Source organism: bacterium (assembly GCA_024742285.1).
GTDB lineage: Bacteria > Myxococcota_A > UBA9160 > UBA9160 > UBA4427 > UBA4427.
Genome location: JANSYR010000023.1, coordinates 35,973 through 48,762, shown reverse-complemented (window position 1 = coordinate 48,762; position 12,790 = coordinate 35,973). Strand labels below are relative to the sequence as shown.

At 68.9% G+C, this 12,790-nt stretch carries 12 protein-coding genes; 10 read left to right on the top strand and 2 right to left on the bottom strand.

Annotated elements, in window-relative coordinates; translation table 11 throughout:
• Positions 1 to 27 precede the first annotated feature (27 nt).
• From trpE to trpA, 7 genes are read left to right on the top strand one after another with little or no spacing between them, the layout of a single operon-like run.
• A complete protein-coding gene (gene trpE, locus NXI30_27370; protein ID MCR9097958.1) occupies positions 28 to 1,512 on the top strand; it encodes an anthranilate synthase component I in 1,485 nt (494 codons plus the stop codon).
• Between the two features lies 1 nt (position 1,513).
• Positions 1,514 to 2,110: an aminodeoxychorismate/anthranilate synthase component II gene (locus NXI30_27365; GenBank protein ID MCR9097957.1), complete on the top strand. Its 597-nt coding sequence runs from the start codon at positions 1,514 to 1,516 to the stop codon at positions 2,108 to 2,110.
• Positions 2,107 to 3,144 (top strand): anthranilate phosphoribosyltransferase, encoded by a 1,038-nt coding sequence (gene trpD, locus NXI30_27360; GenBank protein MCR9097956.1) that lies wholly within the window; start codon positions 2,107 to 2,109, stop codon positions 3,142 to 3,144. The genes NXI30_27365 and trpD overlap by 4 nt, the downstream gene beginning before the upstream one ends.
• Positions 3,141 to 3,953: an indole-3-glycerol phosphate synthase TrpC gene (gene trpC, locus NXI30_27355; GenBank protein ID MCR9097955.1), complete on the top strand. Its 813-nt coding sequence runs from the start codon at positions 3,141 to 3,143 to the stop codon at positions 3,951 to 3,953. Before trpD ends, trpC begins: the two co-directional genes overlap by 4 nt.
• Positions 3,950 to 4,606, top strand: a complete 657-nt coding sequence (locus tag NXI30_27350; GenBank protein ID MCR9097954.1) for a phosphoribosylanthranilate isomerase — start codon at positions 3,950 to 3,952, stop codon at positions 4,604 to 4,606. The genes trpC and NXI30_27350 overlap by 4 nt, the downstream gene beginning before the upstream one ends.
• Positions 4,607 to 4,664: 58 nt before the next feature.
• Positions 4,665 to 5,840, top strand: coding sequence for a tryptophan synthase subunit beta (gene trpB, locus NXI30_27345; GenBank protein MCR9097953.1), 1,176 nt, complete (start codon positions 4,665 to 4,667; stop codon positions 5,838 to 5,840).
• Positions 5,837 to 6,640 (top strand): tryptophan synthase subunit alpha, encoded by an 804-nt coding sequence (trpA, locus tag NXI30_27340; GenBank protein ID MCR9097952.1) that lies wholly within the window; start codon positions 5,837 to 5,839, stop codon positions 6,638 to 6,640. Before trpB ends, trpA begins: the two co-directional genes overlap by 4 nt.
• Before the next feature lie 33 nt (positions 6,641 to 6,673).
• Here the strand turns inward: trpA and coaE are convergent, their stop codons facing one another.
• The gene (gene coaE, locus NXI30_27335) at positions 6,674 to 7,300 is read right to left on the bottom strand and encodes a dephospho-CoA kinase (GenBank protein MCR9097951.1); all 627 of its coding nucleotides are present in this window, start codon (positions 7,298 to 7,300) and stop codon (positions 6,674 to 6,676) included.
• 45 nt (positions 7,301 to 7,345) lie between these two features.
• Positions 7,346 to 9,007, bottom strand: a complete 1,662-nt coding sequence (locus NXI30_27330) for a diguanylate cyclase (protein MCR9097950.1) — start codon at positions 9,005 to 9,007, stop codon at positions 7,346 to 7,348.
• Positions 9,008 to 9,578: 571 nt separating this feature from the next.
• On the opposite strand from NXI30_27330, the gene pheA reads away from it, so the two are divergent.
• From pheA to NXI30_27315, 3 genes are read left to right on the top strand one after another with little or no spacing between them, the layout of a single operon-like run.
• A complete protein-coding gene (gene pheA, locus NXI30_27325) occupies positions 9,579 to 10,766 on the top strand; it encodes a prephenate dehydratase (protein ID MCR9097949.1) in 1,188 nt (395 codons plus the stop codon).
• A complete protein-coding gene (hisC, locus tag NXI30_27320; GenBank protein ID MCR9097948.1) occupies positions 10,763 to 11,878 on the top strand; it encodes a histidinol-phosphate transaminase in 1,116 nt (371 codons plus the stop codon). The genes pheA and hisC overlap by 4 nt, the downstream gene beginning before the upstream one ends.
• Positions 11,875 to 12,765 carry a prephenate dehydrogenase/arogenate dehydrogenase family protein gene (locus NXI30_27315; GenBank protein MCR9097947.1) on the top strand — a complete coding sequence of 297 codons (891 nt, stop codon included), beginning with the start codon at positions 11,875 to 11,877 and terminating at the stop codon, positions 12,763 to 12,765. The genes hisC and NXI30_27315 overlap by 4 nt, the downstream gene beginning before the upstream one ends.
• Positions 12,766 to 12,790 lie beyond the last annotated feature (25 nt).

Sequence of the window (12,790 nt, the reverse complement as noted above, 5' to 3'; positions counted from 1 at the left end):
CGCCGGTCCCGTCCCCGAGATCACCTCGTGCTTCGCACATCCCCCGAGCAGTTCGAAACGCTCGCCCAGCAGGGGAATCACGTCCCGGTCGTACGCGAGGTCATGGCCGACCTCGAGACGCCGCTCTCCCTGTTCCGCAAGATCGACGACGGCCGGACGGCCTTCCTCCTCGAGTCGGTCGAGGGCGGGGAGAAGTGGGCCCGGTACAGCTTCCTGGGTGTCGGCGCACGCGCGAAGTTCTCCGCGACGGGGAGCCGGGTCGAGTGGACCGAGGGTGATTCGACCGAGGTGATCGACACGGGCGGAGATCCGCTCGAGGTCCTGCGCGACCGTCTGCGCGCGTACCAGGCCGTCCAGCCGACCGATTTCGCCCTCCCGCGCTTCATCGGCGGCGCCGTCGGCATGATCGGCTACGACTGGGTGCGCTTCGTCGAGAAGATCCCGGACGCGAATCCGGACAAGGTCGGCCTGCCCGACGCCTTCTTCGTGCTCCCCGAATTCGTCGTCGTCTACGACAACGTCCGGCACACGGCCCTGATCGTCGTGCACGCCGAGATCGGGACAGCCGGCGCGCGGGCGGCCTATGACGCGGCCTCCGCGCGGATCGAGAAGATGGTGGAGCAGATCCGCCAGCCCCTCGCGGCGGAGCCCCGTCGGACACCGGTCCGTGCGCCGATGGAAGTCGAGCGGAGCATGACCGAGTCCCAGTTCCACGAGATCGTGAAGCGGGCCAAGGAGTACATCGAGGCGGGTGACATCTTCCAGGTCGTCCTCGCCCAGCAATTCCAGCTGCCGCTCCAGGTCGACCCGTTCTCGATCTACCGACACCTGCGCGTGATCAACCCCAGCCCCTACATGTTCTTCATCCGGATGGAGGACGCGGTCATGGTCGGGGCCTCGCCGGAGATCCTCGCGCGGGTCGAAGGAGATCGCCTGGACGTGCGACCGATCGCCGGTACCCGCTGGCGGGGGGAGACGCCAGAGGAGGACAGGGCGCTCGAAGCCGACCTGCTCGCCGATCCGAAGGAGCGCTCCGAGCATCTCATGCTCGTCGACCTCGGGCGGAACGACGCCGGTCGGGTCTCGGAGATCGGCTCCGTCGAGGTCGACGACTACGCCTTCGTCGAGCGGTACTCGCACGTCATGCACATCGTGTCGAACGTGCACGGGAAGCTGCGCAAGGGGCTCGACTGGCTCGACGTGCTGCGCGCGACCTTCCCGGCGGGCACGCTCTCGGGCGCACCGAAGGTCCGCGCCATGGAGATCATCGACGAGCTCGAGACGGTCCGTCGCGGCTTCTTCGGAGGCTGCGCCGGCTACCTCGACTATTCCGGCAACATGGACATGGCGATCACCATTCGCACGATGGTCGCGAAGGACGACAAGGTCACTCTCGAAGCGGGGGCGGGCGTCGTCGCGGACAGCGAGCCCGAGTACGAGTTCGAGGAGACGATGAACAAGTCGCGGGCCGTACTGACGGCGATCGATCTCGCGCGGGAAGGCGTCGACTGAGATGCGCCTGCTGATGATCGACAACTACGACTCCTTCACGTACAACCTGGTCCAGTATCTGGGCGAGCTCGGTGCCGAGGTCGAGGTCGTGCGCAACGACGAGGCCGACGTCGAGACGCTCCTCGGGCGACAGGCGGATGGCCTGGTGATCTCGCCGGGGCCGGGCACGCCGGACGACGCCGGTGTGTCGATGGCCGCGATCGAGGCCTTCGCTTCGGCCGGGATCCCCGTCTTCGGGGTCTGCCTCGGGCACCAGTCGATCGGGCAGGTCTACGGCGGCAAGGTGATCCGCGCGCGGTCGATCATGCACGGCAAGGTCTCGACCGTCGCACACGACGGGAAAGGCGTCTTCGAGGGACTGCCCCAGGATTTCGAGGCCACGCGTTATCACTCGCTGGTGATCGAGGAGTCGACGATCCCGGATTCGCTCGAGATCACCGCGCACACCCGGGACGGCGAGATCATGGGCGTGCGCCATCGAACGCTCCCGATCGAGGGGGTCCAGTTCCACCCCGAGTCGATCATGACGGGCGAAGGCAAGCGACTGCTCGGCAACTTCCTCGCGCGATGTCGCGCGGTAGCGGGATCTGCGGGATGACGGCGATCCGCGACGCGATCCAGGCGCTCGTCTCCGACGGCGCCGCCCCGCCGGCGCTCCTCGGACGGGCCTTCGGCGAGATCATGGACGGCGAGGCTTCCCCCGCCGCGGCGGCGGGTCTGCTGGTCGGTCTCCGCATGAAGGGCGAGACCGTGGACGAGATCGTCGCCGTCGCCGAGGCGCTGCGGGCCCGGGCGACGAAGGCGGCGCCGGCGGACCCGCGGACGATCGACACCTGTGGAACCGGGGGCTCGGGCCTCGACACCTTCAACATCTCGACGACCTCGGCCTTCGTGGTCGCGGGGGCCGGCGTGTCGGTCGCGAAGCACGGCAACCGGGCCGCGACCAGCCGGTCCGGCAGCTTCGACGTCCTCGAAGCGCTCGGCATCCGGATCGACCTGCCGATCGAGACCTGCGGCCGGATCCTCGCCGACGTCGGGATCGCCCCGTTCTTCGCGCGCACGGCCCATCCCGCGTTCAAGCACGTGGCGCCCGTCCGTGCCGAACTCGGCGTGCGAACGCTGCTCAACTGTCTCGGCCCCCTGCTGTCCCCGGTCGGCGCGCGGTATCAGGTCGTCGGCGTCTATTCGCGCGAGCTGGTCGAGCCGCTGGCGGAAGCGCTCGGTCGCCTCGGAGCGGAGCGCGCGTTGGTCGTGCACGGCTCGGACGGCATGGATGAGCTCACCACCACGGGGCCCAGCCACGCGGCGCTCCTCGCGAACGGCAAGGTCGGCCCGATGGGGGTCGAGCCCGGGGCGCTGGGTCTCGAAACGGCGCGCCTCGAGGACCTGGCGGGCGGAACGCCGGAAGAGAACGCGGCGACGACCCTGGCGATCCTGGACGGGGCCACCGGTCCCAAGCGCGACATCGTGCTGCTGAACGCGGCCGCAGCGCTGCTCGTCGTGGAACGAGCGCCGAACCTCGAGGACGGAATCAATCTCGCTGCGGCGAGCATCGATTCCGGCGCTGCGCGGGCGCGACTCGACGCCCTGGCGGAAGCCACCCGTGCGGCCGGGGAGGCGGCTTCGTCGTGACGATCCTCGACGACATCCTGACCCACAAGGCGACCGAGGTGGAGGCGGCCAAGCGGGCGCGGCCGCCGGAAGCGCTGGCGCGCGCCGCGGAGAGCTGTGAGCGGAAGCCTGCGGGTTTCCGGGAGGCGCTCCGTTCGACGCCGGGGGCGTCGGTGATCGCCGAGGTGAAACGACGGTCGCCGAGCAAGGGGCTGATCCGGGAGGACTTCGATCCCGTCTGGATCGCGAAGTGTTATGCGGAGGCCGGCGCGGCTTGCATCTCCGTCCTGACCGACGAGAAGTTCTTCGGCGGCAGCCTCGAGGTGCTCGAGGCCGTCCGCGCAGTCGTCGAGCGGCCGCTGCTGCGCAAGGACTTCATGATCGATCCGTACCAGGTCGACGAGGCCCGGGTCGCCGGCGCCGATGCGATCCTGTTGATCGTCTCCGCCCTCGACGACGGGACGATGGAGACGCTCGACGCGCGGGCGCGGGCGCTCGGGCTCGACGTCCTGGTCGAGGTTCACGACGAGGACGAACTCGAACGGGCGCGTGCGCTCGGAGCGGATCTGATCGGGGTCAACAACCGCAACCTCAAGACCTTCGAGACGGATCTCGCGACGACGGAGCGGCTGGCGGCCCGCCTCGACGATCGCGACGTCGTGCTCGTGGCCGAGAGCGGGATCGGCTCGGCAGCGGACGTCGCGCGACTCGAACGCGCCGGGGCCGCGGGATTCCTCGTGGGTGAATCGTTGATGAGACAGCCCCATCCGGGGCAGGCGCTCGAAGCCTTGCGACGCGGCGAGGTGAGCGCGGGAGGGGCATCGTCGTGACGGGAAGCGTTCGGATCAAGATCTGTGGCGTGCAGGACGTCGAAGATGCGCTGGCTGCCGTGGAGGCAGGGGCGGATCTCATCGGGATCAACTTCGTCGACGGCTCGCCGCGACAGGTCGACGTCCACCGGGCCCTGGAGATCTGCGAGGCGCTCGAGGCGCACGACGTCGAGCGCGTGGCCCTGTTCCGGAACGCGCGCTGGGACGTGATCGACCCGATCCTCCAACGCGTGCCCTTCGAGCGCGTCCAGTTCCATGGTGACGAGAGCGAGGAGGAGGTCGAGGCCGTCGATCTTCCCACGATCAAGGCAATTCGCGGCGCCGATCACGACGCGGCGGAGACCTATCCGAGTTCGATCCTCCTGCTCGATCATCCCCATCAGGGGGGCGGACAGGGGCAGACCTGGGACTGGAGCGAGGCCGAGGACCTGATCGCCCATGGCTACGACGTGATCGTTGCCGGCGGGCTCACGCCGGATAATGTTGCAGAGGCCCTCGCGGACGTCGGAGACATCCCGCCGTGGGGGGTCGATGTCGCCACGGGCGTCGAGGACGAGAACCGACGCAAGGACCCGGCCAAGATGCGCGCCTTCGTCGAGGCCGTGCGCGAGCGAGAAGAGGCGGTGGAAGCCGCGAAGGAATCGGGCGAGTAGTTCCTGCGAGGACGACCGCCAGGGAGACCCCTTGAAGAGCGAACCCGACGAGCGAGGCATGTTCGGGCCCTTTGGTGGCCGCTTCGTTCCCGAGATGTTGATCAGCGCCCTCGACGAGCTCGTCGAGGAGTCGGAGAAGATCCTCGCGGACCCGGGGTATCGAAAGGAGCTCGACGACCTGCTGCGCGACTACGCCGGCCGGCCCACGCCGCTGACCTTCGCGAAGCGGCTGACCGAACAGACCGGCGGCGCGAAGATCTACCTGAAGCGCGAGGACCTCGCGCACACCGGCGCGCACAAGATCAACAACGTACTCGGCCAGGCGCTCCTCGCGAAGTACATGGGCAAGACCCGCGTGATCGCCGAAACCGGCGCCGGCCAGCACGGCGTCGCGTCCGCGACGGCGGCCGCGCTCCTCGGCCTCGAGTGCGAGGTCTACATGGGCGCCGAGGACGTCCGGCGCCAGGCGCTGAACGTCTTCCGGATGGAGCTCCTCGGCGCGAAGTGCATTCCCGTCGAGAGCGGATCCCGAACCCTCAAGGACGCGATCAACGAGGCGATGCGCGACTGGGTCACGAACGTCGAGGACACCTACTACCTGATCGGTTCGGTGATGGGGCCGCACCCGTACCCCCGGATGGTCCGTGACTTCCAGCGGGTGATTGGTCTCGAAGCGCGCGAGCAGATGCTCTGCGTCGAAGGCCGTCTGCCCGACGTGGCGATCGCCTGCGTCGGTGGCGGCTCGAACGCGATCGGGCTCTTCCACCCCTTCGTGGAGGACGACGAAGTCGCTTTGGTCGGCGTCGAGCCCGGTGGCGAGGGGCTCCAGGGCAAGCACGGCGCCACGATCAATGCCGGCGTCCCGGGGATCTTCCACGGCAAGCGCACCCTCGTCCTCTCCGACGACGACGGCCAGATCATGGAGGCGCACTCGATCTCCGCCGGCCTCGACTATCCCGGCGTGGGCCCCGAGCACGCCCACCTCAAGCAGATCGGTCGGGCGTCCTACGCGGTCATCAACGACGACGAGGCACTCGAGGCGTTCCAGCTCCTCTCGCGCACGGAGGGGATCATCCCCGCCCTCGAGAGTTCCCACGCCGTGGCCCACGCGATCAAGGTCGCGAAGACGATGAACCCGGATCAGATCGTGCTGATCAACCTCTCCGGGCGGGGCGACAAGGACGTCGACGAGGTCCGACGGATCCTGGCCGAGCGTGCGGGAGAGTCCGCTTGAGCGACGCGAACCGCATCGACGTCCGCTTCGCGAAGCTCCGGGAAGAGGGCCGCACGGCGCTCGTTCCCTTCCTGACCGCCGGCGATCCGGACCTCGAGACGAGCGAACGCCTGATCCTCGAGATGGCCGACGCGGGAGCGGACGTGATCGAGATCGGCGTGCCGTTTTCGGATCCGACCGCCGAGGGGCCGACGATCCAGCGCTCGAGTAGTCGAGCGCTCGCGAGCGGAACGAGCCTGCGCGCGATCCTGATGATGGTCGATCGACTGCGATCCCGGATCGAGCAGCCCCTCGTGCTGATGGGCTACGCCAATCCGGTCCACGCGATGGGCGCCGAGGCCTTCGCGAAGTCCTGCGAGGACGTCGGCGTCGACGGGATCATCTTCCCCGACCTGACGCCGGAGGATGGCAAGCCCTATCTCGACCCGTGTCGAGAGCGGAACGTCCACCCGATCCTGCTGGCGGCACCGACGACCCGTCCCGATCGGCTCGAAATGCTCGTTCGCGAGACCCGCGGCTTCCTCTACTACGTCTCGCTCCAGGGCGTGACCGGTGCGCGGGCGGACCTCGCGAAGGGGATCGAGGAGAAGGTGCGCGCCGCCCAGGCGCTCGGCGACACGCCGGTCTGCGTCGGCTTCGGAATCAGCACGCCCGAACAGGCGAAGGCGATCGGGGCGTACGCCGACGGCGTGGTGATCGGAAGCGCGATCGTCGACCTGATCGAGCAGGCGGAGGGCCGGACCGCCGCCGTCGACGCCGTGGGGCGCTACATCGCCGAGATCCGGGCCGCCCTCGACTGACCCCGACTGACCCTGGCCTCGCACGGCCCCAGGCTAGGCGGGGCCCGAGGTCTTCTCCAGGTAGAAGGCTTCGACCTGCACGCGGGTCTCCTCGTACGTGCCGGAGTTGTCGATCACGTGGTCGGCCATCTCGCGCTTCTCGTCGATCGGCATCTGCGCGGCCACACGCCGCTCTGCCTCGGCGCGGTCGCAGCCGTCCCGTTCCATGGTGCGCTCGACCTGGACCTCGACGGGGACCCAGACGCAGACCGTGCTGTCGTACTCGTTCGCGGCAGCGCTCCCGGTGCCGGCGCGGTAGCCCTCGAAGAGCAGCGGGATGTCCATCACGACCATCGGCTCCCCGGCGTCGATCGCCACCGCTGCGCGCCGGGCCATCTCGGCTACGACCGGCGGCTGGACGATCTTCTCGAGCACCTTTCGCTGGGCCGGGTCGCGAAACACGATCCCGCCGAGGGCGGGGCGATCGAGGGAGCCGTCCTCGCGGATCACGTCGTCACCGAAGGCAGCTCGAATCTCGTCGAGCATCGGCTGGCCCGCGGCCTGCATCTCGTGCACGAGCGCATCGGCGTCGACGACGGTCGCACCGAGTTCGGCGAGGAGCTTCGAGACCGTGCTCTTGCCCGAGCCGATCCCGCCAGAGAGTCCGATGAAGGCGGTCATGGAGCGGGAGTCTCGCGCGACAAGGACGCCGCCGCTAGGCGTTCGCTACGGGATCTCCGCGCCCTCGTTGCCCGCGATGATCACGCAGTTCTTGCCGTTTTCCTTGGCGGTGTAGAGGGCCTTGTCGGCCTCGACGAAGAACTCGCGTCGGTCGCCGTTGAACAGTGCGACGCCGAGGGAGATCGTGATGTTGATCGGCTTCATGTTGTCGCCGATGATGAGCCTCGTCGATTCCACGGTCATGCGGATCTTCTCCGCGAGGTGGACCGCGCCGGCGAGATCCGTGTTGGGCATCAGGATCACGAATTCCTCGCCGCCGTAGCGGGCGATCAGGTCGGATTCCCGGGCCGAGTCGTTCATGATCGCCGCGAGCGCCACGAGCACCTCGTCGCCGGCCGCATGGCCGTGGGTGTCGTTCAGCAGCTTGAAGTCGTCGATGTCGAGCAGGATCAACGAGAGCGGCGCGTGGGTCCGGCTGACGCGCTTGATCTCGCGGGTCAGGTGGTCCTGGAAGTAGCGATGGTTGTGGAGCTTCGTGAGGCCGTCGGTGATCGAGAGCTGCGCGAGGATCTCGTTGGCGCGCTGGAGCTCTTCGTTCTTCTCGTGGAGACGGATGCGATCGTTCTCGATCTCGAGCTGGCTGCTGCGCAGCTTGCGCATCATGCCGTTGAAGGTCCCGGTCAGCAGACCCAGCTCGTCGTCGTTCGCGGGCATGGGGATCTCGTAGTCGACGTGGCCCTCGGCGATCCGCTGGGCACCGCGCGAGAGTGCCTCGATCGGCTGCATGATCGCGAGGGTGATCTTGTACGCGAGGACGCTGAAGAGCAGGATGATGCAGATGTCGACGATGAAGATCTGGTTCGTGATCGCGATCGCCGGCGCGAAGGCGCGCGCGTGCTCGGTCTCGGCGACGAGGTACCAGCCCGATCGGCCGAGGGGAAGCAGGCGTCCGACGAGGTCGGTGCCCTGGTCGTCCTCGTAGCGGGCGAGGGCGCCGTCGGCCGGGTGGAAGAGGTCGGCCATCGGGAGTCGCTGGCCGATGCGCGCACTGGCGCGGATGCCACCGGCGACGGCGATCCGGCCGTCCGCGGTCGCCACGAGCAGTCGCCAGCCCCGCACATCGGCCGACGCCGGCTGGAGCGCGTCGTAGAGACTCTCGTTGCCCACGCACCCCTCGAGATGCCCGGCGACGCTCGAGTCGGAACGGATCAGGTCGATGCCCGTCGGCAGGCAGGCGTCGCGAACTTCGGGGCCGGGACCGTCACGGCGGAGCGTCAGGCGGTCGAAGCGGGCCGCGACGTCCGGGGGCGGCGTCGGGAGCGAACGGACGCGTGAGTCCTCGGCGATCGGCGTGCTCTGCCAGTCCCAGCTGCGGGTGTCGGGGCGGGCGTCGAGTGCGGCGACCAGGGCCGCGTGCCAGTCGCTGCCGATTGCGGAGGCCGCGGACAGCCGAGCGAAGGCGCTGGCATGGCTGGACTCGATCTCGGCGGCCTGCCGGTCGAGGACGACCGCCGCCCGAGCCGCGATCCGGGTCCTCACGTCCTGGTGGATCGCGCCGACCGAGAGCCAACTCACGATCAGCGCGGTCAGGAGCGTCGAGAAGAAGACGCACAGAATGATCCGTGTCGAGACGCTGTTCAGCGGCGCACGTCGACGCGTCGGCTCGGCAGGGCTGCCGGCGGCGATCTCGGGCTCTCGCGGGTTCATCGGGCCTCGGACGGGTGGACTCGCCCGTCGTATCGGCGTCATCGAGTCCCATCTTGAATCACGTCCGTGGAAAGTCGCGTGAATTCAACGGCTTACGCTCGTTCGGCCCGTGCCGGACGCGAGCGATCGGGCCCACCGGCGGGGGATTCCGGTAAACCCTTGCTTTTAGAAGAGAAAAGCCGATTTCGAGGTTTGCAGGGCGGGAGCGCCTCCGATATGATGCGCCAGCAATTTCAGGGGGTTAGAGGACCTCGGCCCGTTTCCCCGGGTGTCTCGTCCCCGCTCCGTCTGGAGACCGTCCTACATCGCGGGTTCGCGGCCGCCTCCTGCCTCGTGCCGTGACCCGACCACCCATCCGCAACGCGTCCACGCGAAGCCGCCCGACGGCGTTCCTTCGCGGGCAATCGATCGTGTCCCGAGAGCCGGGGCCGCCGTTCGAACGGACCCCATCCCCCGACCCGAGAAGCATTCCGACCCATCGCCGTGCCGTCGGTGGTCGGTCGCCGTCCGAGGCGCCGTCGTCGCGCCTCCGAGACGCCGAGGAAGCCGGGTCGCCTGGAGTTCGTTGTCGATGTCGAACGAAGACCGCAGCGCCAAGGGGGCGGGCGCGACGAGCGACGCCTCCGGGATCGAGCAGGAGCTCACGGAGCTTCGCGCGGAGATCGATGCGATCGACGCCGACATCCTCGCCCGGCTGAACGCCCGGGCGCGCGCGGTCCAGCGGGTCGGCGAGATCAAGGAAGGCGGTCGCAAGGGCCCCATCTACGTGGCGGCGCGCGAGCGCGACCTCGTGAGCGCGCTGATCGAGGCGAATGAGGGCCCGTTCCCGAGTGCGGGGATCCCGCACGTCTTCCGGGAGATCATCTCCGCGACGCGTTCCCTCGAGGAGCGCGTGAAGGTCGCCTTCCTCGGACCCGATGGCACGTTCAGCCACCAGGCTGCGAGCCGGCAGTTCGGGGCGCAGGTCGACCTCGTGCCGGTCGAGAACATGCGCGACGTGTTCACCCTGACCGAGCGGGGCGATACGCACTTCGGGGTCGTCCCCGTCGAGAATACGATCGAGGGGCCGGTGACGGTGACCTATGACGCCCTGATCGAGACGGAGGTCACGATCTGCAGCGAGATCAAGCTCGAGATCGCCCAGCACCTGATGTCGCGAACCGGCCGACTCGAGGACGTCCAGAAGGTGGTGTCCCACCCGCAGCCCCTCGCACAGTGCCGCCGCTGGCTCGAGCAGAACCTTCCCGGAATCGACGTCGTCGAGACGACCAGCACCGCCGCCGCCGCCCAGCTCGCACACGCGGACGAGAAGGTGGCCTCGATCGGATCCGAGGTGTCGGCCGAGGTCTACGACCTGCTGATGGTCGCGTCCCGGATCGAGGACCAGCGTGGCAACACCACCCGCTTCCTCGTCATCGGGCGGGAGACGCCGGCGCCCTCGGGCCAGGACCTCACGAGCGCGGTCTTCACGGTCCGGCGCGATCAGTCAGGGGCGCTCCACAACCTGCTCGGCCCCTTCGCCAAGAACGGCGTGAACCTCACGGCGGTCCAGTCCCGGCCGATGAAGGGAAAGCCGTGGGAGTACATCTTCATCGTGGACATGGAGGGTCACCAGGACGACGACGCAGTGGCCCGGGCCCTGGCCGAAGCGGGCAGTGTCGCCGCCTCCCACAAGGTCCTCGGTTCGTTTCCGCGCGCCCTCGAAGTGAGTTCCGGTGTCGGTCGCTCCGCCGCCGTGGCCCAGGAGTCCCATTCGTGAGCGTTCGCGATCTCGTCAAGCCGCACATCCGCGAGCTGTCGCCCTACAAGCCGGGCAAGCCGATGGAGGAGCTCGAACGCGAGCTCGGGATCACCGATTCCATCAAGCTCGCCTCGAACGAGAATCCCCTCGGCCCGAGCCCGAAGGCCGTGGCCGCAATCCGCGAAGCGGCCTCCCAGATCCACCGCTATCCCGACGGCGCGAGCTTCAAGCTCCGGTCCAAGCTCGCCGCCCGCCTCGGCGTGGGCGAGGACCAGCTCGTCTTCGGCACGGGTTGCGACGAAGTGATCGAGCTGATCGCGAAGACATTCATCGGCCCGGGCGACGAGGTCGTCTTCCCGTGGCCCTCGTTCGCGATGTATCCGATCGTCGTGACGGGGATGGGGGGCACGAGCGTGCCGGTTCCGCTCAAGGCGGACCTCGATCACGACCTCGACGCCATGGCGGATGCGATCACCGACCGGACCCGCGTCGTGATGGTCTGCAATCCGAACAACCCGACCGGCGTGAGCTTCGGGGCCGACGCGTTCGAGCGCTTCGTCGCGCGTCTCCCCGACGACGTTCTCCTGGCGATCGACGAGGCGTACTTCGAATTCGTGCGAAGGGACGACTTCCCGAATGCGACGGCACTCCTCGCGGAGCGGCCGGCGACGATCGTCCTGCGCACCTTCTCGAAGATCTACGGGATCGCCGGCGTCCGCATCGGCTACGGCATCACGAGCCCGGAGGTCGCGAGCTTCCTCGAGCGCGCGCGCCATCCCTTCAACGTCAATCTGCTCGCCGAAGCCGCGGCGGTGGCCGCGCTCGACGACGACGAGCACCTGAACGCCACCCTCTCGTTGAACGCCTCGGGCGGGGACTACCTGCGGTCGGAGCTCGGGAAGCTCGGGATCGAGACCTGGCCCACGGATTCGAACTTCGTGCTCGCCCGCGCGGGGGCTGGCGTCTACGACGCGCTCCTGCAGCAGGGCGTGATCATCCGTCCGATGGGCGGCTTCGGCCTCGACGATTGCGTACGGATCTCGATCGGCCTGCCCGAGGAGAACGAGCGACTGATCAAGACGATCGCCGAGCTCCGAGCCGCCGAATCTTCCGGGGAGGACGGCGCTTGAGCGGTCATCCGCCCTTCGATCGACTGGCCGTGCTCGGCCTCGGACTGCTCGGCGGCTCCGTCGCCGCAGCGGCGAAGGAGCGTGGACTCGCCCGGGAAGTGGTCGGCGCCGCGCGGCGGCCGGCTCCGCTCGAGCGGGCGCTGGCAGCGGGGATCGTCGACGTCGTGGCGAAGCCCGCGGAAGCGGTCGTCGGCGCGGACTTCGTCGTACTCGGCACGCCGGTGGGCAACATGACTGCGGTCCTCGCCGACGTGCGCGAGGGCCTTGCGCCCGGCGCCCTCGTGACGGACGTCGGCAGCGTGAAGGGGGCCGTCCTCGATGCGCTCCCCGGGCTGCTGCCCGAAGGCGTCGAATTCGTCGGGTCGCACCCGATGGCGGGGAGTCATCTCCGCGGCCCCGACCATGCCCGTGCCGATCTCTTCGAGGGCGCGACCTGCGTCGTCACCCCGCGCCCGGGCCAGGACGAGCGACCCGTGGAGCGGATCGCGGCGTTCTGGGAGGCGCTCGGCGCGCGTGTGGAGCGTCGCTCGGCCGACACCCACGACGAGGACGTCGCGTGGGTGAGCCACCTGCCGCATCTCGTGGCCTTCGCCTTCGCCGACGCGCTCAAGGAGGCGCCCGATCAGGTCGGGACGCTGGCGGGCGGCGGCTTCCGCGACTTCACGCGCATTGCCCAGAGCGATGCCGAGATGTGGGGCGAGATCCTGCGCCTGAACGGCAAGGCGCTCTCGGGCCCGCTCGAACATTTCTCCGCGTCCCTGGCGAAGCTCGCCCGGGCGCTCGAGGAGGGCGACGCTGCGTCGCTCGAACGAACGCTATCTCAGGCGCGGGAGCGTCTCGCCGAGGTCGCCGCGAAGGCGTCGGCCGAGGGGAGGGGCGAGGACTGAGCAGTTCCTCGCGCCTGAAACGCTG

Bases quoted from the DNA above. Each gene is read 5' to 3' on its own strand.
- NXI30_27365 (MCR9097957.1), top strand. From the start codon at position 1,514: ATGCGCCTGCTGATGATCGACAACTACGACTCCTTCACGTACAACCTG.
- trpD (MCR9097956.1), top strand. From the start codon at position 2,107: ATGACGGCGATCCGCGACGCGATCCAGGCGCTCGTCTCCGACGGCGCC.
- trpB (MCR9097953.1), top strand. From the start codon at position 4,665: ATGTTCGGGCCCTTTGGTGGCCGCTTCGTTCCCGAGATGTTGATCAGC.
- coaE (MCR9097951.1), bottom strand. From the start codon at position 7,300: ATGACCGCCTTCATCGGACTCTCTGGCGGGATCGGCTCGGGCAAGAGC.
- NXI30_27330 (MCR9097950.1), bottom strand. From the start codon at position 9,007: ATGAACCCGCGAGAGCCCGAGATCGCCGCCGGCAGCCCTGCCGAGCCG.
- pheA (MCR9097949.1), top strand. From the start codon at position 9,579: ATGTCGAACGAAGACCGCAGCGCCAAGGGGGCGGGCGCGACGAGCGAC.